The following is a 23,021-nucleotide window of genomic DNA, read 5'->3' as shown; positions in this document are numbered from 1 at the left end:
GCAGGTTCAGCTGGTTGAGCTGGGTTTGCAGGTTCAGCTGGTTGAGCTGGGTTTGCAGGTTCAGCTGGTTGAGCTGGTGTTTCTTCAGCTTTTTCAACTTCTGCTAAAAGAGCTTCTTTTTCTGCAATTTTTTTCTCTAATTCAGCTTTTTGGCTATCATCAGTTGTTTTTTCTTTTTCTTCTCTAAGCTTATTAATTTCTGCTTTTAACGCTTGTGATGCAGTTGGCAGAGCATCTACTTTTGGAAGTAAAACTGCATATACTAATGCATTCGGATTTTCTTTAAGATCTTTTTCAGCTCTTGCTAACGCAGAACGCATTGCATTTAATTTATCGCTAATTTCCTCATTGTCTTTGTCTTTAGCAAGATCTGCTTCTAAATCTTTAATTTCTACTTTTAAAGCATCTACTTTCTTCTCTGCTGCTTTAGCTGCTTCTAAATCTTTAAGAGTTTGATTGTACTCGTCAGTTAGCTTGTTGATTTGTTCTGTGTAAGCTTCCAATGGCACTAGAATTTTAGCTAGTTCTTGTTTCGCAGTGTCACGATCCAGTCTTAGATTAGAAACAACTTTCTTCAATGCTTTAAGAGCTTCAGGATTAGAATTAGCTTCTTCTGCTGCTCTTTCAGCTTGTTCAGCTTCTAGTAATACTTCTTTAGCGTGATTGAATTTTTCTAATAGAACTTCAGCTGCAGCTTTATCTTTATCAGCGATTGTTGTTAAGTAGTTGATTTCTTTTAGTAATTGATCTACTCTATCTTGAATTTTTTCTGATTCAGGACGAGCAGCTGCTTTCTTGTCTGCTTCAGCAAATGCTTTTTTATCTGCTTCAGAAACTTTATCTCCACTTTCGATAGTTGGAGTTGTTGCTCCAATGTTATTATCTTGAGGATCTTGGTTTTTAGCAGCTTCAGCTTTATTGTTATCATCTTCTAGCTCTTTAGCAGCTTCTGTAGCTGAGATGTCACCATTTTCAATAGCTTTTAAGATAGCATCTTTACCGATTGCAGCTTTGGCTTCTTCGATAGCTTTTTCTTTATCTTTGATCTTAGCATTTGCATTGATTTTAGCTTCAGCTTCTTTTTCAAGTTGATCTAAAGCACCTTTAAGAGCTTCTAAGTTATCTGATTCTTCTTTTTTAAGCTCTTCAACTTTAGCTTTAGCTGTTACTGCTGCTTCTTTAGCTTTAGCTAATTCATCTTCTGCTTCAACTTTAGCTTTGTCTGCTGCAGTTTTTGCATCTTCAGCAGGTTGAACATCCGCTTCTTCTTTAGTAGCTTTAGTTGTAGCTTCCTCAAGAGCTTTAGTTGTTTCGTTAACCTTTGCATCAGCTTCTGCGACTTTAGCTTCTGCAGCTGCTACTTTTTTATCAGCTTCGGCTTTTACTTCTGCAGCTTTTTCAGCTTCTGTTTTTACTTTTGGTTTTTCAACAGGTTTTTCTGCTGGTTTAGGATTCTTAGCTTCTTCTTCCTTAGCAGCTTTCACAGCAGCAACAGTATCATTGTATTCTGCTTCTAATTCTTTACCTTGTTCTGCATAATCTACAGTAACTTCATTAGCTTTGTCAAATTCAGAATTAGCTTCGTTACGATCTTTTTCGATTTCTGTTACAACATTTTTTAATGGTTTAACAATCTCATCTTCAAGATTGTATTTTTCTGCAATATCAGCAGCTTCTTTAACTTCTTTAAGAGCTTTTTCTTTTTTGACTAAAACAGCAGCTTTTTCATCAGAAACTTTTTTAGCTTCGTCATATTGTTTTTCTACACTATCCAATTGATCTTCTAATTGATCTGCTTTGTCTTGAATTTTTTCTGATTGTGGACGAGCAGCATCAGCTTTTTCAGCTTCATCAAGTTGAGATTTTAATTCAGGATTAGTAGTAGAAAGATCATCCTTTTGTCCGTTTGTAGGATTTTCAAATTTTTTGTAATCTTTATTACCTTTGTTGGCTTTATCTTCTTTTTTCAAAGCTTCATCAGCTTTTCCATCTTCTTCATTAGGTAAATTACTAATAGCATCATCTACTGTTATATCTCCAGCTTCAATTGCAGCTAATATAGCTTCTTTCCCAATAAAATCTTTAACTTCCTTGATAGCTTTATCTTTGTCTAAAATTTTATTATTAGCATTGATTGCAGCTTCTGCATTTTTTTCAAGATCTTCTAAAGCACCTTTAAGAGCTTCTTTTTTAGCAGCATCTTCTTTAGCTTTTGCTTCAGCTTTTGCTTCTTCTTCTTTAGCTTTAGCGTCAGCTTGTTTAGCTTCTTCTTTAGCTGCAGTTAATTCAGCATCTGCAGCAGTTTTTTCTGTTTCAGCATCTTTTTTTGCTTTATCAGCTTCTGCTTTTGCAGCTTTAGCATCAGCATCCTCTTTTTTCTCTGCTTCTACTTTAGTCGCAGCAGCAGTTGCTTCTGTTGTTTTAGCATCTACTTTTGCTTGAGCTTCAGTAACTTTTTCTTCAGCTTTCTTAGCATCAGCTTCAGCGTCTTGAATCACTTTTGGCGTTGCTGGTTTAGCAGCATTTTCGTCAGCTTTTACAACTAACGGTTGAACTGTAGTAAAACCTGCTCCTAAGACTGCCGCACTTGCTAAGCTCGCCAATATCATTCTTTTCTTATCCATTTGGACACCTCTATTTTTATATTTGTAGTGTACAATGTAGAACACTCCTACCGTAATTATACCCCCCCCCTAAATCCTTGTCAAGCATTTCATATTAAATTTTTGTTACGTTTTTGTTCGGAATTTTATTTGTTTTATCAAAGTTTTTATGAAAATTGTTTTGAAAATTTCTTTTTCTCCTTACATTTTTAATATTAAATTCTATTTTTTGAATAAGGGGAGCGGAGCTTTGTATTGCCCTTGACCTTTTCTTACTAAGGATAGGCGCAAGCCCATCGCGTGGTTGACGTGTTTTGGAAGAGCATATCGCCTGCTCCCTGGATGGTATGCTAGAGGATTATAAAAGGAAAAATTCATTTTCTAGACTGTGGTTAACCATTGTAAAAAAACATATTTCTCCTTTTGTTATGAAGGAAAAATCTGTCATTTTTTTAATTAATTACAACAGCGCCTCAAACTCAGCGACTGACATACCCAATTGCTGGCTGGCAACTTCAGAAGTCAGCAGACCTTGGCGAACTAGATTTACTAACATAGTGAAACTTCCTTCAACTTTCCCACGCTCCAGTCCCTGTTCAATCCCCTCAGATCGACCACGTTCTAAGCCTTGTTCAATACCTTCTGCCCTAGCAGTTTCCAAGGCATAGTCCTGTGCCAACAATGCCTGTTCTTCGCGCATACGTAGTTGACTAAACATCTTCCTGTCCTCCTCGGACCAGCTCTTGTAATCTAGCAGTTGGTCTGCTTGGCTGATGGCTCGCTCGGGTTGTTGAGTAAAGGGCTTATTACCAAAAAACTCCAACCATGGTTTGCGAATGCTATCTTTGCTGGTTTCTCTGTATTTTTTTGGTTCCAAGAACGCCATCTTGACCATTATTGGTAATAGTCTTACAACAACGCCTCAAACTCAGCGACAGTCATGCCCAACTGCTCACTCGCAACCTCTGAAGTCAGAAGGCCTTGACGAACGAGATTTACTAGACCTACTTTTAATCCCTCTTCGATACCCTCTGCTCGTCCTCGTTCAAGGCCTTGTTCAATTCCCTCAGCACGGCCACGTTCAAGGCCACGCTCTAAACCTTGTTCGACACCTTCTGCTCTAGCGGTTTCCAAGGCATAGTCCTGTGCTAACAAGGCTTGTTCTTCACGCATACGTAGTTGACTAAACATTTTCCTGTCCTCCTCAGACCAGCTCTTATAGTCCAGCAGTTGGTCTGCCTGGCTGATGGCTCGCTCGGGGCGCTGGGTAAAGGGCTTATTCCCGAAAAACTCCAACCACGGCTTGCGAATGCTATCTTTGCTGGTTTCTCTGTATTTTTTTAATTCCAAGAACGCCATCTTGACCGTTAGTGCTAGTCTTACAACAAGGACTCAAACTCAGCAACAGTCATGCCTAATTGCTCACTTGCAAATTCGGAAGTTATAACATGTTGGCGTACTAAATCTAGAAAAGTAAAAATTTTCCCACGCTCTAGACCTTGTTCGATACCCTCCGCCCTAGCAGTTTCCAAGGCATAGTCCTGCGCTAACAAAGCTTGTTCTTCACGCATACGTAGTTGACTAAACATTTCCCTGTCCTCCTCGGACCAGCTCTTATAGTCCAGCAGTTGGTCTGCTTGACTTATAGCTCGCTCTGGTTCTTGAGTAAAAGGCTTATTCCCGAAAAACTCCAACCACGGCTTGCGAATCCTATCTTTGCTGGTTTCTCTGTATTTTTTTAATTCCAAGAACGCCATCTTGACTAGATGATGTTCCTGTCCATTATTGGTGATGGTTAAGACCGCACCTGTCGTGTCCTCTCGCATACTAAAGCTATGAAAAGCCAAGTCATCTGAGAAGTAGTTGCTATCCACGATTGCGATAGCGTATACTGGTGCGATATGTTTGTAACTCTGGTGTGTATCACCTTCTCGTTGACGAATTTTTTCTAGGTTTTGATTAACCTGACTGCACAGGTAAGCCCACAGACGATTGATGAAAAAATTCTGATGATGCACCTGAATCTCAATGATTACTTGTGTCCCATTGTCTAACTCTGCCAAAACGTCTATACTAGTGTAAAAATCCTGCGCCGAGTACGGTGTAGTGGGCAAGACATGAATGTTACTTCCCTCCAAAATGGTCACAGTTTTTGCTGGTAAATCCAGCATATCGCGAATAAATTGACAAGTGATTTCTGGATTGCTAAAGATTTTCTTAGCAACCAAGTCATTGGTTGGGCTGATGCCCGGATGTCTTAGAATCATCCTTTTCCTCCTTTTATTATACCACAGTTTTAAATCTAGCTTTACTAGATTCACCGCTACTATCTATTTATTATTCGAAAAAGAGAGGAAAAAATGAACAAAGATTGATGAAATTTTATCAAAATGTTAAAAAAATTATGGATTAGGAGTCAATTTGATTCCTATAATTGCCAATTTTTCAATCAGTGACACTTTATCGAGAAGTGCCTAATATTTTATCACAGTGATACAAATCAATCTCATCTATCTAAATTCACACTGAATCCATGGAACAAGTGGCTTTTATCATATAGAAGGTAATCAGTATCGCACAATAGATATATCTTATATGTTTTATCTGGTATTGTAGTCTATTTATATGGTGTTTGATAGAGCTGCTTTCTAATCATCTCTAAATCTTCCATATCCAAGTCATTTTTTAAATAATAAACTGGTGTTTGTTCCTTCTTATGAATCGGGTTATTGGTAACCAGCAAATCATAATGCCGAGTTCGGTCATAGGCTTCAATGGTAATAAAACGATTGTATTCCAAATACCGTTTCAAAATGGCTGCCATCCTTGAAAAGACAAGAAAACCAGATGTCAAATCCAGACCAATCCGCATATGCTGACCACCATTTTCAGCCATATATTCGATTAACTGCAGCCATTCCCAGAGAATCTTCTTATCTAAGTCCGTCCCCTGCTGAAAGGCAGATAGAGCATGAAAAATCTCCTCTGCCGTTCCCCTAAAATCATGTTCCATTAACAAATAAGGATGACGATTCTCTAACTGGTACTTGTAGCGGTCCTGTAAAATATAGCCCTTATAGAGATAGACTTGAGCACAAAGCTGACTGAGTTCATAGGTGACATGGTCCTCTGTATAATCACCCAGCAACTCCTCCTTCTTCATTTCTTGAATCAACTGCGTCAGCAAATCTGCCAACTGCCCTCCAAAACCAAGGATATACTCCATTGTATGAAGAGGAAGAATGCGATGGGATAGGAGGAAAGAGAAGAAAATCATCATCTCCCCATCCTCAGTTCCTAGAGGAAGGTGTAGTCCAGCGAAAAAGGACGGAGCCTTTCGATGCAAACGAAGGTAGAAAATATTGTCAAAATACCCTCGCATTTTTTCTTCTATCACTTGAAACTGACAGGCATTGACCCGAAGACGTTGTTGACTGATATGAGACCAGAGAACCAAGTCCAATTTCTGCCCTGAAGACAAGCTTGCACCGCAGATTTCCTCTAAACTGGCAATCTCCTGTTTTCTCTCTGGTTTCTGCATATGGCTTTCCCATTCCTGACTCGACCAGACCTTGCGGAAAAGACAGAAATAGAAATAGCGAATCTGATGCTCTGGACCTCGCCAACGTCCATTTTGGATGGATAAGTCAAATTCTGACAAAATCTGATTTAAACCAGCCAAGTGACGGCCAAGCGTAGCCTCGCTAATCATCAATTCTTGAGCCAGCTGATGGGCTAAAAACTGTTGGTGGTAGAGAAGATAGACCACAATCTGGTACTTAACAGCATTCTCCAAAAACAGGCTCCGAATGTCTCTCCCCTTGGTAGCTGCACCGATCGACAGACGCAGATTTTCATCTTCTAAGTGAATAGTCAGCTCTAAGCCACTATCCAAAGCCTTGTCATTGAGAAGGGTGACATATTTGGTTAGGGTTGCTTTTGAAAATCCTGTTTCCTCCATTACAGCCTTGACGGTCGTCTGAGACTCTTGTAATAGAAAGGAAAGGATTGAAAATTGGCCAGATTCAGCCTTTTCCATCAAGTCTCCTAAATACATTTGTTACCCCTTTCATTTTCTACCTTAAGCATAGCATAAATCTTACAAATGCTGAAATAATCTGTTTCTCTTTTTATTTTCCTGCTAATTTCCTAGTCCATTATCCTGAAAATCAGCAAACACACGGCTCCCCCTTTGGGCATTTTTATGCTAAAATAGTAGCTATGGATAAAATTATTAAAACTATATCAGAAAGTGGCGCCTTTCGTGCTTTTGTCCTTGACAGCACAGAAACCGTCCGCACTGCTCAAGAAAAACACCAAACCCAAGCTAGCTCAACTGTAGCGCTTGGTCGAACTCTTATCGCTAGCCAGATTCTCGCAGCCAATGAAAAAGGAAATACTAAACTAACAGTTAAGGTGCTGGGATCTAGCTCACTAGGTGCTATCATCACCGTTGCTGATACCAAGGGGAACGTCAAAGGTTACGTTCAAAATCCTGGTGTCGATATCAAAAAGACTGCAACTGGTGAAGTCCTAGTCGGACCTTTTGTTGGAAACGGTCAATTCCTCGTTATCACAGACTACGGTACTGGAAATCCTTACAACTCTATGACTCCCCTCATCTCTGGGGAAATCGGTGAAGACCTTGCCTTTTACCTGACTGAAAGCCAGCAAACCCCTTCTGCAGTCGGCCTCAATGTCCTTTTGGACGAAGAAGACAAGGTAAAAGTTGCAGGTGGTTTCCTAGTTCAAGTCTTGCCGGGAGCCAAGGAAGAAGAGATTGCTCGCTTTGAAAAACGCATCCAAGAAATGCCAGCTATCTCAACCCTTCTGGAAAGTGAAGACCATATCGAAGCCCTCCTCAAGGCTATCTACGGTGACGAGGCCTACAAGCTTCTTTCTGAAGAAGAAATCCGTTTCCAATGTGACTGTAGCCATGAACGCTTTATGAACGCTCTTGCCAGCCTTCCAAGCTCAGACCTACAGGAAATGAAAGAGGAAGACCACGGGGCAGAAATCACTTGTCAATTCTGCCAAACTACTTACAACTTTGATGAAAACGACCTGGAGGAACTCATTCGTGACAAATCTTAATACACCTTTTATGATTGGCAATGTTGAGATTCCCAATCGTACCGTTTTAGCACCTATGGCTGGTGTCACCAACTCAGCCTTTCGTACTATCGCAAAAGAGCTTGGGGCTGGACTCGTTGTCATGGAGATGGTCTCTGACAAGGGAATCCAATACAACAACGAAAAAACCCTGCACATGCTTCATATCGATGAAGGCGAAAACCCTGTTTCTATCCAACTTTTTGGTAGTGATGAAGACAGCCTAGCACGCGCAGCAGAATTCATCCAAGAAAACACCAAAACCGATATCGTGGATATCAACATGGGCTGCCCAGTTAATAAAATCGTGAAGAACGAAGCTGGCGCTATGTGGCTCAAGGATCCAGATAAGATTTACTCTATCATCAATAAGGTCCAATCTGTCCTTGATATTCCACTTACTGTCAAGATGCGTACCGGCTGGGCTGACCCATCTCTTGCAGTAGAAAATGCCCTCGCTGCTGAAGCTGCAGGTGTTTCTGCCCTCGCCATGCATGGTCGTACCCGTGAGCAAATGTATACAGGTCACGCAGACCTTGAGACCCTTCACAAGGTTGCCCAAGCTCTGACCAAGATTCCATTTATCGCCAACGGTGACATCCGTACTGTTCAAGAAGCCAAACAACGTATCGAAGAAGTCGGTGCTGACGCAGTCATGATTGGCCGCGCTGCCATGGGAAATCCCTACCTCTTCAACCAAATCAACCATTACTTTGAAACAGGAGAAATCCTACCTGATTTGACCTTTGAAGACAAGATGAAAATCGCCTACGAACACTTGAAACGCTTGATTAACCTCAAAGGAGAAAACGTCGCAGTTCGTGAATTCCGTGGCCTCGCTCCTCACTACCTCCGTGGAACATCTGGCGCTGCCAAACTCCGTGGAGCCATTTCACAAGCTAGCACCCTAGCAGAGATTGAGGCTCTCTTGCAGTTGGATAAGGCTTAATAGTTTAAAACCCGTAACTCTCTTAAAGGTTACGGGTTTTTGATTGTAAAAATTCAAATACTGAAGGTTATTATTGATTCAAAGCAACGCTGGAAACCTTACCATCCGCTCCTGTTGTAATTTGGATGACTTTTCCTCCACCAATTTTGGCATTATACTTGCCATCATCAAGAGTATAAGAATAGCCTTTGATAGAGTAATTTTCTTTCTTTCCATCAGCAGATTCTACTGTAAATTGACCACCTGATGAAACTGTGATGGTTTCGCCATTTGCTCCCTTCCAATTGCCCGCTACAGCTGAGAAATCACCATCTACCATGGTTAAAACACCCTTGTAGCGTTTATTTTGCTCTGCTTACTTGTCTTGAAGTTTGCGGTCAGTTGTAGGATCATAGCTTGATTGGTTAGACTGGGCTTGAGGAGCCTGTTGAGTTGAAGGAGCCTGAGCAGGAGTTTGTTGACTAGCCGCCTGTTGATTAGACACTTCTTGACCCTGTCTTTGCTCTGGTGCAGGTGCCGCTTGTGATGGTGTTGCACTTGCTGAAGACTGGTCGGTAGATGCCTTGGTCTTTTCAGATGAAGCTGAATTTGAGTACTTCTGAGTCTTGCTTTCTTTGCTAGCAGAAGCTACTTTAGAACTTGATGATTGGCTTGTCTTAGCAGAACTGCTTGCTTGAGTTGTTTCCTTTTTATTTCCACAAGCTCCTAATAATAGGGTAGAAGCCAATACAATTGCCGCCATCAATTTGATATAGGTTTTCTTTTTCATTTTTCTACTCCTTTGTAATATTTTAGAAATATAAAGAAATCTTTTTGTAACATAATCGTAACATTCAGATTTAAATATGTCAACAATTTATCTAAACTATTTTAAAAATCTTAAATACTTTAGATACATTTACTCCTCCTACTCTTCTATTCGTAATAAAATAGAAAAGCAGGAGATTTTCCTATTAAAAATTTGAATTTATTTTTGTGTAATCGCTCGCACCTTTAAGTGCAAAGGGATATAATACCATCGAAATAGAATATAGGAGGTGCACTCTTATGCTAAATAAGTATTACAAGTATCTTCCTTGGTTGATTTTAGGAGCTATTGGCTCTTATCAGTCAGCCACTCACTATGCGCGAACTGCATTTTATGTCTTCTATATGACTACAATCTTTTTGATTGTCTATATCGCCTTGTTATTTTTACATGAGAACTATCTCAAGTATCGATACAAAGCCTTCTTTACTCACCTGTTGAGTAATTCTAAGAAAGATAGCCATCCCTAAAAACAGTCGCAACACAAAACCATCTCATGATGGTACATAAAGAGGTCGGGAACTTTGTCCCGACCTCGTTTTTATGCAATATCAAATTTTAACTGGCCTGCTTTGACACCAATCTTAAGTGTGTTGCCTACCTCTAATTCTCCCTTGATAAGAAGTTCTGCCAACTTGTCCTCCACTTCTGTTTGTAGGGTTCTGCGAAGTGGACGAGCTCCCATCTCTGGGTCATATCCTTGATTGGCCAACAATTTCAGTGCGGAAGTTTGTAATTTCAAGTCAATGCCTTTTTCAGCCAAACTTGCCACTAAAGGTTTGACCATAATCTTCACTACTTCCTGCATATGGTAGCTAGAAAGGCTATGGAAGACCACCTTTTCATCAATACGGTTGATAAACTCAGGTCTATAAGCCTTTTTCAGCTCTTCGAACATGCGTTTCTCCATATTTTCCTGGTCAAAACGAATGTCCTTAGCTCCAAATCCGACAGTCTTGTCATCACGAAGGGCTGTCGCACCAAGATTTGACGTCATGATGATAATGGTATTTGAAAAGTCAACCTTGCGTCCCTTGCTATCTGTCAAGACACCGTCGTCCAAAACCTGCAAGAGAACATTAAAGATGTCTGGGTGGGCTTTTTCTACCTCATCAAAGAGGAGAACAGAGTATGGTTTGTTGCGAACCTTCTCGGTCAACTCCCCACCTTCTTCATAACCCACATAGCCCGGAGGAGCTCCGTTGAGACGGCTGGCTGCGAATTTCTCCATATACTCACTCATATCAAAGCGGATAAGAGCTGATTCGTCGTCAAAAAGAACTTCTGCCAGAGCCTTGGCCAATTCGGTCTTCCCGACACCTGTGGGTCCTAGGAACATAAAGGAACCAATCGGACGCTTGTGACTACGAATACCAGACTGATTGCGGCGAATGGCACGGCTAATGCTTGAAACAGCTTGATCTTGCCCGATAACACGTTTGTGCAATTCCGCTTCCAAGTTCAGGTATTTCTTAGCATCCGTTTGAGTCAGTTTTTGGACTGGAATACCTGATAAGCGACTCAAGGTGGTCAAAATATCAGACTCTGTCACCAAGTCTTTATAAACAGGCACTTCCTCTTCTTTTGCGATTAGCTGGGCTGCCTGTTTCCACTTGCCATCCATCAAGGCCTTGTCAGCTGGACTCAAACCTGAATCGTCTGCTTTTACATGCTTTGCCTTATTTTGCACTGTTGCTGCTGCTTCATCCAAGAGGTCGATAGCAGAGTCTGGCAAGTGACGGCTAGTCAAGTAACGATGAGCCATCTTGACAGCTGTTTCAACCGCTTCATCTGTGATTTGCACCCGGTGATGTTTCTCATAAGTCACCTTCAAACCTTGCAAAATGGCCATGCTGTCTGCCACACTTGGCTCTTCAATCGTCACTTTAGCGAAACGACGAGAAAGGGCTGCGTCTTTTTCAATGTGTTTTTGGTATTCTTCCTGAGTGGTGGCACCAACCGTTCTCAAAGTTCCACGTGCCAAGGCTGGCTTCAAGATATTGGCCGCATCCAGAGTTGAATCAATCCCGCTACCAGAACCCATGATTGTATGGAGTTCGTCGATAAATAGAATTACTTGACCATCTTCTTCAATATCCTTGATGATATTGTTCATGCGTTCTTCAAAGTCACCACGGAAGCGTGTCCCTGCAACGACATTCATCAAATCAAGCTCTAACACGCGCATCTTAGCCATTTCCGCAGGTACATCCCCACTAGCAATACGCTGAGCGAGCCCAAGCGCCAGAGCTGTTTTCCCGACACCAGCATCCCCAACCAAGACAGGATTATTCTTGGTTTTACGGCTCAAGATTTGAATCATACGCGAGATTTCCTTATCCCGACCGATGACTGGTTCTAACTTGCCAGAACGCGCTTGCTCTGTCAAATCATGCGTATAGTCCTCGAGACCACCACTCGGAGTCTGGGGCATGCCCATCATATTAGCCATAGAATTTTGCTTATCAGCTACTGTACGATGGCGTTGGCGTAGAGCCTTGAGATCTTCACGAGTCCAGCCTGCACGTTCTTCTAGATTTCGACGAAGGGCAGCAATCTTGACCTGATCTTTCTTGTCTTCATAAGAAAAACCAGCCCTCTCCAAGATACGAGTCGCCAAGGCATTGCCATCATGCAAAATCGCATAGAGGACGTGCTCCGTCCCTAGCACCTTAGCATGGACCACTGACGCTACATACTCTGCTTCGCCAAAAAGAACCTGCAAACGATGGGAGAACGGCAATTCCGTAAAGGTTTCATCCTGGCTATAGTCCGTTTCAGTCAGTTCCAAAGCTACTTCTTCTAAACGGTCCATCTCATATGGATAATCATTTAAAGTTGCCCCTGCCACACTATAACTGTGATTGGACATAGCAATCAACAAATGCCATGACTCTAGGTAACGAGCTCCAAAATGGCTAGCAACCATGTAGGCACTTTCGATACATTCATTCAATGCTTTTGAATAGTTCATCTTACTTCCCTTTTCTATCTACCTCTTGTATGACCTGTCGTAGCATGTTTGCACGAACAACTGGAGCTTCTTCTCCTAGAACGCGATCCAAAGCTACTGCTACCAGCAAATTCATCTCCTGCTTGGTCATCAATTCCTGCTCAACCAAAAGCTGTAGAATATCCTCATAAATTTCTTGACTGACCCGCTCACCAATCGAGTAAAGCAAATCGCGGAGCATTTCATGATGACTAGAAAACTCAATCCGTCCTATACGAATATAGCCTCCGCCACCACGCTTACTTTCAACCAAGTAGCCTCTACTTTCCGTAAAGCGTGTCTTGATCACATAGTTAATCTGACTGGGAACAACCTGAAAGGTATCTGCCAACTGACTACGTTGCAACTCCACAATACCAGATTGATCTAAAATCGCCTTGATGTAGGCCTCAATATGATCCGATGTATTTTTAAATCTCATTACAAACCCACCTCTCTCTTTAAACCTTGACTATCTTTGACTATTATACCGAAATTTTCTTATTTTTAAAAGAAAAAGGGCGCTGGTAAAGGATAATCTTCACCAACTCCCTATTTTTCTACTTATCTAAGCCTAATTCTGCCAAGATTTGACGTTTGTAGGCAATCTTTTGGACTTCCTTATCCTCATCTTCAGACCAATCTAGTTTAATTTCTGAAACAATCTGCCCAGGGCGATTTTTCAAGATATAGATGCGGTCGCTGAGACTGAGGGCCTCCTCGATACTGTGAGTAATAATCAAGGTTGTTAGCTGCAACTGCTTGTGAATATCAAGATACCAAGCGTGTAGTTCCATCTTGGTCATCTCATCCAAGGCGCTGAAGGCCTCGTCTAAGAGAAAGAGCTTGTGCCCGAAAAGGTAGGTTCGGAGCAAGGCTACACGCTGGCGCATCCCACCACTGAGTTCATGAGGGTATTTATCTCTTACAGCTGTCAACTGGAAGGTCGCAAGAATTTCATCTGCGCGGGCAATGGCTTCCGCCTTATCCACTTTTTGAATCAAGAGGGGCAGAATGATATTACCAAGCACCGTCTTGTGCTCCAAGAGCAGATCCTTTTGCAACATATAACTCACGCGCCCCTTGGGATTTTCTTCACCATCAAGGACAATTCTCCCTGACTGAACTTCTAAAATCCCAGCGATCAGATTAAAGAGGGTGGTCTTTCCTACACCACTTGGGCCTAAGATAGAGACCACTTCACCTGAGGTGACTTTCAGATTGATGTCCTCTAAAATCCTCTCTTCGCCATAAGCATAACTGACGTGTTCTAGTCTTATTTCTGTCATTATTTCACAAATTCGTTGGTGAAGCCTTTGTCTGTCAAGTCTTCTTTAAGGATACCATTTTCTTTATCCCATTTGTAGAAGGCATTCCAGCGAGCTGCGTCAAATTGACCCCATTTTTCCTTGTCGCTTGCATATTCTTTTGACAAGTATTTTTGAGATTCGATGACAAAGTCACGTTTTTCCTGAAGTTCAGGTGCATTCTTGATGAGGATATCAGCTGCTTCTTCTGGATGCTCCATAGCATATTGGTAGCCTTTTTTGATAGCTTGGATAACTTTGCGAGCTTCTTCTTTGTTGTCTTTCAGATAGTCATTGTTTGCGATGATAACTGGTGAATAGTAGTCAAACTCCTTGACATAGTCTTTCAAGTACATGAAGTTAGCATCTACACCTTGTGATTTAGCAAGGATACCATCCCAACCGTAGTAGATCCAAGCAGTATCAAAGACGCCATTGGCAATCGGTGTGATTGAGTTTGAGTCGTTATTTGGTACTTTTTCAACCTTCTCAAAGTCTCCACCTTGTGATTCTACCAAGGTTTTCAACATAGCAAGTTCAGTTGGGTCATTCCAAGTTCCGTATTTCTTACCAACCAAGTCCTTTGGACTAGCTACATTGTCAGATTTACGAGAGATAATTCCTGATGTATTGTGCTCTACGATAGCTGCAACGGCAGTAATTCCTGCCCCTTTTTCCAATTTCTTAGCCATGTAGTCTTGGAAATAAACTGCAAATGGTGCCTTTCCGTTAATAACCAAATCAGAAGAACTTTCTTCTGGTGGTAATTTCAAATCAACATCCACTCCAGCCTCTTTGAAATAACCTTTTTCCTTGGCAACATAAAGCCCTGTGTGGTTGGTATTTGGTGTCCAGTCTAGGATAAAGTCGATTTTCTTAAGTTCTGCCTCTTTGTTATCCTTAGAAGCAGTTCCTTGACCACAGGCCACAAGCACAACAGCTACAAGAGCTGTTAAAACAGTTAAAAACACTTTCCATGTTTTCTTCATTTTGATTTCCTCTTTTCTTTTTCAGAAACATTCTTATTCTACGAACGTTTCCATTTAATAACATATTTTTCACTAATATCGACCAACTTCATACCCAAAAGGCTGATAATCGATACCAGAATAATAATAGCAAACATGGTATCATACTGAAACAGTTTCTTGGACTGAATCATGTAGACACCTAGTCCTTCAAAGCCTCCCAACCACTCAGATACTACTGTTGTGATAAAGGCGTAGGAGACACTGACCCTCAGACCTGCATAAAAGTAAGGCAGGCTGACTGGGATTTTAAAATGCCACAGGATTTGCCAAGGCTTGGCCCGCATCAGACTAAACAAGGTCAGCATATCCTTGTCACAATGCCTAAAACCGTCCAAAATGCTGACGATGATAGGAAAGGTTGTCGTTAAGATAATCAAGACAATCTTGGGCAAAATCCCATAACCTAGCCACAAGACCAAGATAGGAGCTATGGCAATGGTCGGAATGGTCTGAACAACCACCATCATAGGGTAAATCAGGTCATTGAGCCAAGTCAAACTATCCATAAGTACAGCCATGAGACAGGCAATCAAGACTCCCAAAATCAGTCCCAATAAAGCCACTCTCAAGGTCGCCCAGCTATGGTGCCAGAGAAATTCTCTGTCACGAACAAAGGCCTGAAGAATTTCAAAAGGTGTCGGCAGGATAAACTTGGGGAGAAGTTTAAGAAAACCTGCTAACTGCCAGATTGACAAGACTCCCAGAAAGCCCAATAGACTAATGTGTCGTCTCAGTATACTTTTCAAGTTTCTCATCAATACTTAAAATCTCTCCTACATTTATTTTGACATTGGCAAAGACATTATCTGCCTCCTGCCCTGCTACTTCCAGCGCTTCTTTGAGAATGCGCATGAGCTCATCAAACTCCCCTTCCAAGACCGTTTCAAATGGTGTCACCACCATCGTCACTTCTTGAGCTTGTAGATAAGCAATGACTTGATCGATAACAGCTATCCGATCAATCCCCTGTGATAAGGGTAAAACTTGCAAGGCAATGCTTGCTTTCATAAAAACCTCCTCTTCTCGTTTTCCTTTGACAAAAAGAAAAACCTTTACCATATATGGGAAAGGTCAAGAATAGACTAAGTATCGTTCCCTACGCTGGCATTACCCAGATCAGGTGCGGTCGAAGCTTAACGCTTCCTCTCAGACTGTACACAGACTCCCATATATTATATGGACATATGATAGCGCAAAACAAAAAAAAAGTCAAGGAAACTGCTTACAGAAAAGAGCAGGAAAAATTTCCTACTCCCATTTTCTATACTCGTTCTCCGTCACTGTTTACTCTGTAGCCATCTACCGTCGTATTGACAGCTAAGACGCCTGAAGAGTAAGAATAATACCACTTACCTGAGACTTGATACCAACCTGTTTTCATTGCCCCTGAACTATCTAGATAATACCACGAGCCATTCTCCTTTAACCATCCTGTCTGCATTTCACCAGATGATTTCAAATAATACCAGCTAGAACCATCTTTCAGCCATCCCGTTGATTTAGAACCATTTGATTTGAAATGATACCAACTACCATTTATTTTCTTCCAACCGACAGTCAATCCAGTATTTGAGCTATAATTAGAACTATTTCCTGATTGGTTCTGATAATTCTGTGAAGAAGTCACACCCTCTAGCTGGATATAGCGACGACTTCCGTTATAAGCCGTATAACTCAACCACTTGTATCCATCTTTTTCAAGAATTTGATCATAATGAACATTCTCCCCAGGATAATAGTAATCAATCGCAGTTGCGCTAGCTAATGGCTGATTTTTGATAGCAGACTTAGACTTGAAATAATGTGTTCCTCCTGTTGAAACTGAGGTTTGACTATTCCCAACACTGCCACCAGCCAAATCTTTAAAATGAATAAATCCTGTCATCGTATTTGCTTTTATAATTCGTTTATTATAGGCTTCTGTATAACCATAGTTATATTCCTCGATCTCAATCTGATCTCCCATTACATTTGACACCCAGGCAACATGCCCATAAGTTCCTGCAGTCGACCAAGCAATGGAGCCAATCGTCGGTGTATTATCTACACGATAGCCTTCACGACGAGCACGATGCCCCCATTCATTCGCATTTCCATAAGCCCTTGGAATCTCAAAACCATTGACATTACTCAAACGAAAGGCTGCAAAAGAAGTACACTGACGAGAATACATGCGCCACTTATCAATCTCCTGGCTCCCATTTTTATAATAAACAGGATAATCATCCCCTCGCGCAATCGATCCATTCCCTCCAGAATAGGCATAGACACTATCACCCGCTGCTAGCATCAATCCTACTACTAAAAAAGGAACAACCTTTTTAACTGACATCTTCAAACAATAACTTGTCCCTCTTGCTATAAACGGTAAAATTTTCATTCTTCCTCCTTGAAATAGTATAGTACTCAATGAAAATCAAAGAGCAAACTAGGAAGCTAGGCGCAGGCTGTACTTGAGTACGGCAAGGCGAAGCTGACGTGGTTTGAATTTGATTTTCGAAGAGTATAAATCGAAGATTACCTTCACTTAAACTATTCGGAGAAAAAAGAAAAAGTGAGAAAATTTCTCACTTTAGTCAAGATAATGAATCAAATTCTTTTCCGTAAGGATATCTGAATAAGTAAAGGATTCAACATAAATATTAGCTTGTTTATCTCCTTCAACGTTCCCAAATTCAACGATAAATAGGGATGGATAAACCTCAATTAGCTTACCCAATCTATTTTTTTGGCGCTTACGTCCATTTTCCAAAGTCATTTCAATTACATGACCCTCATGTGCCTTGATTTCTTCTTTGATTTTTTTCATCTTAGCTACATCTGTAAATGCATCTGTCATCTTATTTCCTCCCTTTTTGAAATACTTGAAAATTTATTGTATTCTTTTTGGAAAATTAATTCCACTGTTCCACGAGCTCCACTACGGTTTTTCTCGATAATAACTTCCACCTTATTATTTGGGATACCGTCCTCTTCTTCACCACCACGCTCATAGTAATCGTCACGATAGAGAAAAGCTACGATATCAGCATCCTGCTCGATAGATCCCGATTCTCGAATATCAGACAAGACCGGTCTCTTGTCCTGACGTTGTTCTACACCACGAGAAAGCTGACTTAGAGCGATTACTGGAACCTTCAATTCCTTAGCTAAAATTTTCAACTGACGTGAAATTTCTGAAACCTCTTGTTGACGATTTTCTCGCCCAGTTCCCGTGATAAGCTGCAAGTAATCTATTAAAATCAAACCAAGATTACCCGTTTCTTGAGCAAGTTTGCGTGAGCGAGAACGAATTTCCGTGATTCGAATCCCTGGTGTATCATCGATATAGATACTTGCATTCGCTAGATTCCCTTGAGCAATGGTGTACTTTTGCCATTCCTCATCGGTCAATTGACCCGTACGGATAGAATGCGATTCCACCAAACCTTCTGCCGCTAACATACGGTCCACTAGACTTTCCGCACCCATTTCCAGTGAAAAAATAGCAACCGTTTTGTCCAACTTAGTCCCAATGTTCTGAGCGATATTCAAGGCAAAGGCTGTCTTACCAACCGCCGGACGGGCTGCTAGGATAATCAACTCCTCCTCATGAAGTCCTGTCGTCATATGATCCAAGTCACGATAGCCTGTCGCAATACCTGTAATATCGGTCGTTTGTTGCGAGCGAGCTTCCAGATTCCCAAAGTTGACATTCAACACATCTCGAATATTCTTAAATCCACTTCGATTTGCATTTTCACTGACATCAATCAAGCCTTTTTCTGCCTGAGCAATGATTTCATCAGCCGGTTGCGAAGCCTCGTAAGCTTGATTGACAGACTCTGTCAACTTGGCGATTAATCGCCGTAACATAGCCTTTTCTGCAACGATTTTAGCATAATACTCCGCATTAGCAGAAGTTGGCACAGAATTGACAATCTCAACCAGGTAAGACAAGCCACCAATATTCTGTAAATCACCTTGATTATCAAGAATGGTACGAACCGTTGTTGCATCTATAGCATCGCCACGATCGGATAAATCGACCATAGCTTGGAAAATCAAACGATGGGCATACTTAAAAAAGTCCCGAGACTCAATGTATTCTCGCACAAAAACAAGCTTACTCTCGTCAATAAAGATAGCCCCTAAAACGGATTGCTCAGCTAAGATATCTTGAGGTTGTACTCGTAACTCTTCTACTTCTGCCATCAGACTTCCCTTCCTTTTACAATCTTGTCAAGAAGGTGTAAACTTATCCTTCCTTCACACGAAGATTGATTACACTTGTAATATCTTGATAGATTTTCACTGGCACATCGATCAAACCAACTGCTCGAATCGGAGCTTGTACTTGAATATGACGTTTATCAATCTTAATTCCAAATTGCTTTTGCAATTCTTCTGCAATTTTCTTATTGGTAATAGAACCAAAAGTACGGCCATCTGGACCAACTTTTTCAACAAATTCTACAATAGTTTCTCCTGCTTCAAGTTGGGCTTTAATTGCTTTTGCTTCTGCAATCATCTCAGCGTGAGCTTTTTCTTCAGATTTTTGTTTACCACGAAGCTCACCTACCGCTTGAGCAGTCGCTTCTTTGGCTAGGTTCTTTTTGATAAGAAAGTTTTGTGCATACCCTGTTGGTACTTCCTTAATTTCGCCTTTTTTACCTTTTCCTTTGACATCTGCTAAAAAGATTACTTTCATTCCTCTTTCTCCTTTTCCTTTATTTCATTTAATACAATTTCTGTCAGTTTTTCACCTGCTTCTGACAAGGTTAAATCTTTAATTTGAGCTGCTGCCAAATTAAAGTGACCTCCACCTCCCAGCTCTTCCATAATCCGTTGTACATTCAGTTTACTACGACTTCGAGCTGAGATAGAGATAAAGCCTTGTGTATTCTTCGCAAGAACAAAACTCGCTTCAATACCTGACATAGCTAACATGGCATCTGCTGCCTTACTAATAACAACTGTATCATAGCATTTCGAGTCCGTAGCCTCTGCTATCAATACATCTGAACCTAATTTACGCCCCTGTAAAATCAGTTCATTGACCTCACGATATTCTTCAAAATCTGTTGCAGCGATTTCTTGGATAGCAATACTATCACTTCCTCTCGTTCTGAGATAGCTAGCAACATCAAATGTCCGACTAGTCACTCGTGAGGTGAAATTTTTAGTATCCAACATCATACCAGCCATCAAAACACTGGCCTGCATACGACTCAAACGATTTTTCTTAGAATTCTGGAACTGAATCAATTCCGTTACCAACTCACTGGCACTACTTGCACCACTTTCGATATAAGTAATAACCGCATTATCTGGAAAATCCTGATCCCTTCGATGATGGTCAATAACGATGGTTTGGGTAAATAAATCATAAAAATCTTTTGATAAAGTTAGAGCTGTCTTTGAATGGTCTACAAGAATCAACAAAGAACGATTGGTCACCATCCCCATTGCATCCTTAACAGACAACAACTTTGTAACTCCTTCTTTTTCTAAGAATGAAACAGCGCGTTCAATATCCGGCGACATTTGTTCTTCATCGTAAAGAGCATAGCTATTTTGAGTCACATTGCTGGCAAACAACTGCATACCTACAGCAGAACCCAAAGCATCCATATCAAGGTTTTTGTGACCAACTACAAAAACCTGATCCACACTACGAATCTTATCTGAAATAGCCGTCATCATAGCACGCGTACGAGTCCGTGTACGTTTGATTGAGGCAGCAGATCCACCACCAAAATAAACTGGATTTTTCGTTTCGTCGTTTTCCTTGACAACCACTTGGTCGCCACCACGCACTTCAGCCAAGTTCAAATTGAGCAAAGCAACTTTCCCTATTTCATCATGATTTCCATCACCATAAGAAAATCCCATACTTAAGGTCAAGGGCAACTGTCTCTGTTTCGAGTCTTCTCTGAAAGAATCAATAACAGAAAATTTATCGTTCATCAATCCCTCAAGCACCGTGTAGTCCGTAAATAGATAAAAGCGATCCATACTCACTCGACGGGAGAACATGGCATGCTTCCCAGCAAATTCTGAAACAAAATTGGCTACAAAACTATTAATATGACTGATATCAGACTCCGATGTTTCATCTTCTAAATCATCATAGTTGTCAACGGAAACGATCCCAATCACAGGTCGACTCGTTACTAACTCAACAGTCGCTTCGTATTCTCCAGACACATCAAAGAAGTAAAGAACTCCAGACACCTTGTCCATATGAACTGAATAGCGGGTCTCACCCAAGGTAGCATAAGAACCTGGATTTCCTACCGATGCCTTGATAATTGTTTGAATTAATGCCACATCAATCTCGCCCACTTCATTAGTTAAAATCAATTCAGCGTAAGGATTGAACCATTCAACTTCACCTGACGATAAGTCTAATTTAATAACTCCGACAGGCATCTGTTCTAACAAGGTTGTCAAACTTTCTTCAGCTTGGTGGTTTACATACTGGATTTGTTCTACTTCACTCCTTGAGTAGTAGTCTCTCTGATGGATGAATAGTAAAATATATGAACCCAAAATAAGTAGCAAAAGAAATAGCGTTACCAGTGTATTCGTTACAAAAACAAGTTGCACAGATAGCACTCCGAACGCCACTATTCCTAATATTAAGGGGAAAATAGGACTTACATAAAATTTTTTCATTCCAAACCTCTTGGCACCCATTATACCATAATAACCACCAAAAAGCGACTTTTTAAAAGTGTAATCAGTAATTCTATCAATTAGCTAACTTCTCAAAGTAACTTCCATCTCTCTCCCAAAACTGGAAGTTAGTCTCAGACGACGAATTATGCTAGAATTAAGCCTGAGACTTTTCGTGAGGAGGCACCTCATGACGAAAAAACAAAAACATCTCACTCTAGAAGACCGGATTGACATCCAAACCGGAATCAGCCAACAAGAGACTTTCCGTTCCATCGCTGAGAAGATGGGAAAAGACCCATCAACGATTTCAAAGGAAATCAAGCGCAATCGCATCATGCACCCAACATCCGTCAAATCTGATTGCACGGATTGCCCTCTTCTCAAAAAAGCTCCTTATGTCTGTAACAACTGTCCAAAAAAGAGGACGGATTGTGGGTTTAACCGCTATCTTTACTACGCGAAAAAGGCACAGGAACAGTACGAGACTATGTTGAGGGAGTACAGAGAGGGCATTCCCCTAAACAAGGAAAGTTTTTATCAGATGGACAAGGTCTTAACCCAAGGCATCCAGAAGAAACAAAGCATCTACCATATCATTCAGACACATAACCTACCTGTGTCGAAAGCCACGGTGTATCGGCATGCCAAGCTGGGATATCTGACAGCCAAGCCCATTGATTTTCCTCGGATGGTCAAGTTCAAGGCACGCAGAAAATCCAGAAAAGTAGCTATTCCCAAAGAGCTGAAAATCGGGCGAATCTACCAAGATTTCCAAGAGTTACGAGAAACAGATGATTTCTTCAAATGGTTGGAAATGGACACAGTCATCGGCAGACCTGGTGGAAAGCTACTGCTCACCTTCAACGTTTCCTTCTGCAACTTCCTCTTCGCCTTGCTTTTGGACAACAAGACTGCTCTAGAAGTCGCCACTAAATTCGCAGCTTTGAAAGAAAGAGTCATGGACGGAGGGGTTGCGTTCCATCAGCTGTTCCCTGTCATTCTCACGGACAACGGATCTGAGTTCTCCTATGTGGAGGAGCTTGAGCGAGACATTGATGGGAAGTCTCACCTCTACTTCTGCGACCCTAGCCGTCCTGACCAGAAGGGACGGATTGAGAAGAACCATACGGTTTTGCGAGCCATTCTTCCCAAGGGTACTTCCTTTGACCAGCTGACTCAGAAAGACGTCAATCTAGTCATTTCCCGTGTCAATTCCTTGAAACGAGAAGAGTTTCAAGGAAAATCTGCTTACGACGTCTTCACCTTCAACTTTGGCGAGGACATCGCTGCTCTTCTGGGTTGCCAATTTGTCAAACCAGAAGACACACACTTATCACCTGATTTATTGAAATAAGGGAATTTTCCCCTCTAACTACACATCTTATCACCATCGAAAAGTCTCACACTAAACGCTAGCAACTGGAAGTTACTCTAAGACGACTCTGTTTTAGGGCTATTTGTCGTGCACTTTTTTCTGAGTCTCTTCTCTTTTGAACCTTTATATATCAAAAAAAAAGAAAACCAGTGGACGTTAGTCTAAGAAGAATTTCCACTGA

18 protein-coding genes, 3 pseudogenes and 1 riboswitch are annotated in these 23,021 nt (G+C 41.2%); of the genes and pseudogenes, 4 read left to right on the top strand and 17 right to left on the bottom strand.

Annotated features, from left to right (window positions below):
• The 5 genes and pseudogenes from N8M20_RS06875 to N8M20_RS06855 form a co-directional block, all read right to left on the bottom strand.
• A partial coding sequence (locus N8M20_RS06875; protein WP_261079526.1) for a maebl occupies positions 1-2,624 on the bottom strand: 2,624 nt, incomplete at its 3' end.
• Between the two features lie 439 nt (positions 2,625-3,063).
• Positions 3,064-3,498: pseudogene (locus tag N8M20_RS06870) on the bottom strand (RpnC/YadD family protein); the annotation flags it as partial.
• Between the two features lie 14 nt (positions 3,499-3,512).
• A pseudogene (locus N8M20_RS06865) lies at positions 3,513-3,968 on the bottom strand (Rpn family recombination-promoting nuclease/putative transposase); the annotation flags it as partial.
• A 14-nt stretch (positions 3,969-3,982) separates the two neighbouring features.
• Complete coding sequence (locus N8M20_RS06860) at positions 3,983-4,870, bottom strand: Rpn family recombination-promoting nuclease/putative transposase (RefSeq protein ID WP_261079525.1); 888 nt, start codon at positions 4,868-4,870, stop codon at positions 3,983-3,985.
• 350 nt (positions 4,871-5,220) lie between these two features.
• Complete coding sequence (locus N8M20_RS06855) at positions 5,221-6,660, bottom strand: helix-turn-helix domain-containing protein (protein WP_261079524.1); 1,440 nt, start codon at positions 6,658-6,660, stop codon at positions 5,221-5,223.
• Positions 6,661-6,824: 164 nt separating this feature from the next.
• On the opposite strand from N8M20_RS06855, the gene hslO reads away from it, so the two are divergent.
• Together hslO and dusB are read left to right on the top strand one after the other, a co-directional pair.
• Positions 6,825-7,697 (top strand): Hsp33 family molecular chaperone HslO, encoded by an 873-nt coding sequence (hslO, locus tag N8M20_RS06850; protein WP_049521393.1) that lies wholly within the window; start codon positions 6,825-6,827, stop codon positions 7,695-7,697.
• Positions 7,684-8,664 (top strand): tRNA dihydrouridine synthase DusB, encoded by a 981-nt coding sequence (gene dusB, locus N8M20_RS06845; RefSeq protein ID WP_000183308.1) that lies wholly within the window; start codon positions 7,684-7,686, stop codon positions 8,662-8,664. Before hslO ends, dusB begins: the two co-directional genes overlap by 14 nt.
• Before the next feature lie 70 nt (positions 8,665-8,734).
• Here the strand turns inward: dusB and N8M20_RS06840 are convergent.
• Positions 8,735-9,433 (bottom strand): annotated as a pseudogene (locus N8M20_RS06840) (hypothetical protein).
• A 278-nt stretch (positions 9,434-9,711) separates the two neighbouring features.
• On the opposite strand from N8M20_RS06840, the gene N8M20_RS06835 reads away from it, so the two are divergent.
• Entirely contained in the window at positions 9,712-9,942 is a 231-nt protein-coding gene (locus tag N8M20_RS06835) for a hypothetical protein (protein ID WP_261079523.1), read from the top strand.
• Between the two features lie 71 nt (positions 9,943-10,013).
• Here N8M20_RS06835 and N8M20_RS06830 read toward each other — a convergent pair whose 3' ends face one another.
• From N8M20_RS06830 to N8M20_RS06780, 11 genes are all read right to left on the bottom strand, one after another.
• The gene (locus tag N8M20_RS06830) at positions 10,014-12,446 is read right to left on the bottom strand and encodes an ATP-dependent Clp protease ATP-binding subunit (RefSeq protein ID WP_261079522.1); all 2,433 of its coding nucleotides are present in this window, start codon (positions 12,444-12,446) and stop codon (positions 10,014-10,016) included.
• A gap of 1 nt (position 12,447) precedes the next feature.
• Positions 12,448-12,906 carry a CtsR family transcriptional regulator gene (locus N8M20_RS06825; protein ID WP_001211265.1) on the bottom strand — a complete coding sequence of 153 codons (459 nt, stop codon included), beginning with the start codon at positions 12,904-12,906 and terminating at the stop codon, positions 12,448-12,450.
• Positions 12,907-13,024: 118 nt separating this feature from the next.
• Positions 13,025-13,753, bottom strand: coding sequence for an ABC transporter ATP-binding protein (locus N8M20_RS06820; RefSeq protein ID WP_261079521.1), 729 nt, complete (start codon positions 13,751-13,753; stop codon positions 13,025-13,027).
• A complete protein-coding gene (locus N8M20_RS06815; protein WP_000754561.1) occupies positions 13,753-14,760 on the bottom strand; it encodes an ABC transporter substrate-binding protein in 1,008 nt (335 codons plus the stop codon). The genes N8M20_RS06820 and N8M20_RS06815 overlap by 1 nt, the downstream gene beginning before the upstream one ends.
• 38 nt (positions 14,761-14,798) lie before the next feature.
• Complete coding sequence (locus N8M20_RS06810) at positions 14,799-15,557, bottom strand: ABC transporter permease (protein WP_162489320.1); 759 nt, start codon at positions 15,555-15,557, stop codon at positions 14,799-14,801.
• Positions 15,520-15,810, bottom strand: coding sequence for a thiamine-binding protein (locus tag N8M20_RS06805; protein ID WP_004235758.1), 291 nt, complete (start codon positions 15,808-15,810; stop codon positions 15,520-15,522). The genes N8M20_RS06810 and N8M20_RS06805 overlap by 38 nt, the downstream gene beginning before the upstream one ends.
• Positions 15,811-15,878: 68 nt before the next feature.
• A riboswitch (TPP riboswitch) is annotated at positions 15,879-15,981 on the bottom strand.
• An 82-nt stretch (positions 15,982-16,063) separates the two neighbouring features.
• The gene (gene cbpD / locus N8M20_RS06800; RefSeq protein ID WP_261079520.1) at positions 16,064-17,182 is read right to left on the bottom strand and encodes a choline binding-anchored murein hydrolase CbpD; all 1,119 of its coding nucleotides are present in this window, start codon (positions 17,180-17,182) and stop codon (positions 16,064-16,066) included.
• A 192-nt stretch (positions 17,183-17,374) separates the two neighbouring features.
• Complete coding sequence (locus N8M20_RS06795) at positions 17,375-17,641, bottom strand: Veg family protein (RefSeq protein ID WP_261079519.1); 267 nt, start codon at positions 17,639-17,641, stop codon at positions 17,375-17,377.
• Positions 17,638-18,996 carry a replicative DNA helicase gene (gene dnaB / locus N8M20_RS06790; protein WP_173228946.1) on the bottom strand — a complete coding sequence of 453 codons (1,359 nt, stop codon included), beginning with the start codon at positions 18,994-18,996 and terminating at the stop codon, positions 17,638-17,640. The genes N8M20_RS06795 and dnaB overlap by 4 nt, the downstream gene beginning before the upstream one ends.
• Before the next feature lie 43 nt (positions 18,997-19,039).
• Positions 19,040-19,492, bottom strand: coding sequence for a 50S ribosomal protein L9 (rplI, locus tag N8M20_RS06785; RefSeq protein ID WP_261079518.1), 453 nt, complete (start codon positions 19,490-19,492; stop codon positions 19,040-19,042).
• Entirely contained in the window at positions 19,489-21,462 is a 1,974-nt protein-coding gene (locus N8M20_RS06780; protein ID WP_261079517.1) for a GGDEF domain-containing protein, read from the bottom strand. The genes rplI and N8M20_RS06780 overlap by 4 nt, the downstream gene beginning before the upstream one ends.
• 190 nt (positions 21,463-21,652) lie before the next feature.
• On the opposite strand from N8M20_RS06780, the gene N8M20_RS06775 reads away from it, so the two are divergent.
• Positions 21,653-22,819, top strand: a complete 1,167-nt coding sequence (locus tag N8M20_RS06775) for an IS30 family transposase (RefSeq protein ID WP_261079516.1) — start codon at positions 21,653-21,655, stop codon at positions 22,817-22,819.
• The last annotated feature ends 202 nt before the right edge of the window (positions 22,820-23,021 follow it).

It is taken from the genome of Streptococcus mitis, assembly GCF_946190275.1.
In the GTDB taxonomy this organism is placed as follows: Bacteria; Bacillota; Bacilli; order Lactobacillales; family Streptococcaceae; genus Streptococcus; species Streptococcus mitis_DC.
The sequence above is the reverse complement of the archived record's forward strand: the minus strand, read 5'-3'. Positions and strand labels throughout refer to the sequence as shown.

Excerpts from the sequence above, each read along its gene's own strand:
- N8M20_RS06805 (WP_004235758.1), bottom strand. The coding sequence starts at position 15,810 with ATGAAAGCAAGCATTGCCTTGCAAGTTTTACCCTTATCACAGGGGATT.
- N8M20_RS06780 (WP_261079517.1), bottom strand. The coding sequence starts at position 21,462 with ATGAAAAAATTTTATGTAAGTCCTATTTTCCCCTTAATATTAGGAATA.
- dnaB (WP_173228946.1), bottom strand. The coding sequence starts at position 18,996 with ATGGCAGAAGTAGAAGAGTTACGAGTACAACCTCAAGATATCTTAGCT.
- N8M20_RS06815 (WP_000754561.1), bottom strand. The coding sequence starts at position 14,760 with ATGAAGAAAACATGGAAAGTGTTTTTAACTGTTTTAACAGCTCTTGTA.
- rplI (WP_261079518.1), bottom strand. The coding sequence starts at position 19,492 with ATGAAAGTAATCTTTTTAGCAGATGTCAAAGGAAAAGGTAAAAAAGGC.
- N8M20_RS06810 (WP_162489320.1), bottom strand. The coding sequence starts at position 15,557 with ATGAGAAACTTGAAAAGTATACTGAGACGACACATTAGTCTATTGGGC.
- N8M20_RS06835 (WP_261079523.1), top strand. The coding sequence starts at position 9,712 with ATGCTAAATAAGTATTACAAGTATCTTCCTTGGTTGATTTTAGGAGCT.
- N8M20_RS06860 (WP_261079525.1), bottom strand. The coding sequence starts at position 4,870 with ATGATTCTAAGACATCCGGGCATCAGCCCAACCAATGACTTGGTTGCT.
- hslO (WP_049521393.1), top strand. The coding sequence starts at position 6,825 with ATGGATAAAATTATTAAAACTATATCAGAAAGTGGCGCCTTTCGTGCT.
- N8M20_RS06830 (WP_261079522.1), bottom strand. The coding sequence starts at position 12,446 with ATGAACTATTCAAAAGCATTGAATGAATGTATCGAAAGTGCCTACATG.
- N8M20_RS06820 (WP_261079521.1), bottom strand. The coding sequence starts at position 13,753 with ATGACAGAAATAAGACTAGAACACGTCAGTTATGCTTATGGCGAAGAG.
- cbpD (WP_261079520.1), bottom strand. The coding sequence starts at position 17,182 with ATGAAAATTTTACCGTTTATAGCAAGAGGGACAAGTTATTGTTTGAAG.
- N8M20_RS06775 (WP_261079516.1), top strand. The coding sequence starts at position 21,653 with ATGACGAAAAAACAAAAACATCTCACTCTAGAAGACCGGATTGACATC.
- N8M20_RS06795 (WP_261079519.1), bottom strand. The coding sequence starts at position 17,641 with ATGACAGATGCATTTACAGATGTAGCTAAGATGAAAAAAATCAAAGAA.
- N8M20_RS06855 (WP_261079524.1), bottom strand. The coding sequence starts at position 6,660 with ATGTATTTAGGAGACTTGATGGAAAAGGCTGAATCTGGCCAATTTTCA.
- N8M20_RS06825 (WP_001211265.1), bottom strand. The coding sequence starts at position 12,906 with ATGAGATTTAAAAATACATCGGATCATATTGAGGCCTACATCAAGGCG.